The organism is Plectonema cf. radiosum LEGE 06105 (assembly GCF_015207665.1).
GTDB classification, from domain to species: domain Bacteria; phylum Cyanobacteriota; class Cyanobacteriia; order Cyanobacteriales; family Nostocaceae; genus Rivularia; species Rivularia radiosa_A.
Map to the genome: position 1 here is coordinate 1 of NZ_JADEWL010000287.1, position 2,290 is coordinate 2,290.

Below are 2,290 nucleotides of genomic sequence, written 5' to 3' on the forward strand. Positions count from 1 at the left end.
TGTCGGGTAGGATTGGACTGTTACCAGTCCTCACCCCCCTAAGAACGGTACGTGACAGTTACCCGTCATACCGCTCAAGCCATATTTCAAGCCTTCAACTTGGTATTATGTACCTGTTTATGACACATTACGTGCAGATGCATTAGGTTTTCTTCGTCGTTTAGTCCACCTTTGGCAACAGGTACTATGTGATGGGTTTCGATTTCTTCCCCGTTAAAAAGATATTCCCCACATATAGGACATCTAAAACCTTGGTTTTTGGCTACTTGTTCATATTTTGAACCTTTTGCCCAATAAAGTTTTCCTTGTTTCTGATTGCGGGTTTCCCAGTATTTCTTTAATTCTGGGTCGTCAGGAGAATAATTTCCTGTGATTTTGACGTGCCTAATTATAGGAATTTTACTGATGTTAGTAAGGGAGTAGAATTTATTTCTACCTCTGCTATCAGTTCCATGACAAGCAAAAGTCCATTCATTATCTTCTACTCGGTGGAAGTATCGGTTTTTAACCCATCTTTTTCCTTTGTTGGGGTGTCTACGCTTTGCCCAACGGTAGAGGTACATTGTTACTCGATGATTGATGTAACTAAATGTTTTCTTACTAACCACTCCTCTGTAATAGTTAGCAAATCCTCGGAGAATAGGTTTTAGTTTGGCGATAAGATTTTGTTGCGTCCAAGTGGCGCATTTAGAAATTGTACGTCCTAATTCTTTACAGAATTTAAGTACTTTTTCTTTTTGGGGTTTAATTAAGAGTTTGCCCTTATATTGGCGTAAATTAAATCCCAAAAAATCAAATCCATCTCCTATGTGAACTAGCCTAGTTTTCTCCTTGCTGATTTTGAGTCCCCTTTGTGACAACCATTGCTTAATCTGTACTAAGGCACTTTCAAGGTTGGTTTTGTCTCTGGCTGTTACGATAAAGTCATCCGCGTACCTGACGAAACCTAGTGATAGCCTATTTCCCCATTTATCTTTCGGTAATGTGATAGATTTAATGAGTTTTTCTAAGCCATGTAATCCTAAATTTGCCAAAAGGGGCGAAATCGCGCTGCCTTGCGGTGTGCCTTTATCTGTAGCCGTATAAGAACCTTGGTAGACGTAGCCAGCTTTTAACCATTCTTTGATTGATTCCCTTGCTGGGTGTGTATCAATCATTTTTAGAATGGATTCATGGGCAATATTGTCAAAGAATCCTGTTATATCAGCATCTAAGACCCAAATGTGTCTTGCTCCACGTGGGTTCTCTACTAGATTATTGAAGCATTGGGCTATAGCGTCTTGACAACTTCTACCAATCCTAAACCCATAGGAGTTAGGCTCAAATTGCGATTCCCATTCGGGTTCAAGGGAGTTTTTAACTATAACTTGCATGACTCTATCCCTAATGGTCGCAATACCAAGGGGACGCTTCTTGCCGTTGGATTTGGGAATATAAACTCTCCTTGCCGGAGATGCTTTAACTTTTTCCCAACTGTTGACAAGTTCTACCCGTTTCTCTGGAGTATCAAACACCTCCTTATCTACTCCTGGTGTTTTTCTGCCGTCCGAGATGCTGAGTAATCTGTCGTACCGCAAGTAATAGGTTCGCGTAGGATTTTAGTAACAATTTCTGCAATCGTCTAAGTTGCTTCCATTGCCCAAGTTTTCTGGCACGAAATATCCGCTTTCTTAAGTTACTAACAATCTTTCTTACTTTTTTCCAGTTGATTTGGTTCCAGTTTGAAAGTTGCTTCTTATGTCCATTTACATCAATATGATGATGATGATGTATCAAACTTTTCATAAGGATTCGTTCTTAAGATAAGTTTCACTTTCGTATATGACCCAAGTGAATTCTACTTTCCTTTCGGTCAGGAGCAAATTTTGAACTCCTATCCATCTCATTACAAGATGGCATTCGTTTTTTCACTCATCCCTTACCCTCCAGAGAGTTAGGCTTCGATTACTCTTGGCTTACTAGAAAGTTCGACCATTTTCTAGACTCTGTAGGGCTTTTCCTGTTGTATCAACTAAAGTTTTCGACGTAGTTGGAGTGGGTATCTATTTCACGATAGGAGTTGTGTTTCTACGTTGTTATGACAGGAAAGCATACCAACCACCTATTTACCATTTTGGTTCGAGCTTCTCAGGAGTTATTTAGCTCGTTGACAAGTAACGTGATTTAATCAATACCTTAGACCGTGTTCACCCTTCTACATCTTTCCCCCTTGCTCCTTACCGCCTAACCCTGGCAGCTATGGCTACTTTTAGCGTCTGCACTCCGACTGTTTCGTTGCCTACTTGGTCGT

2 protein-coding genes are annotated in these 2,290 nt (G+C 40.3%); both read right to left on the minus strand.

From position 1 onward, the window contains the following. Positions 1 to 86: 86 nt before the first annotated feature. Complete coding sequence (gene ltrA, locus IQ247_RS31990) at positions 87 to 1,577, minus strand: group II intron reverse transcriptase/maturase (RefSeq protein ID WP_228060233.1); 1,491 nt, start codon at positions 1,575 to 1,577, stop codon at positions 87 to 89. Next, positions 1,519 to 1,785, minus strand: coding sequence for a reverse transcriptase N-terminal domain-containing protein (locus tag IQ247_RS32985; protein ID WP_228060234.1), 267 nt, complete (start codon positions 1,783 to 1,785; stop codon positions 1,519 to 1,521). The genes ltrA and IQ247_RS32985 overlap by 59 nt, the downstream gene beginning before the upstream one ends. Between the last annotated feature and the right edge of the window lie 505 nt (positions 1,786 to 2,290).

Coding starts and splice junctions, on each gene's coding strand:
- IQ247_RS32985 (WP_228060234.1), bottom strand. CDS start 1,785: ATGAAAAGTTTGATACATCATCATCATCATATTGATGTAAATGGACAT.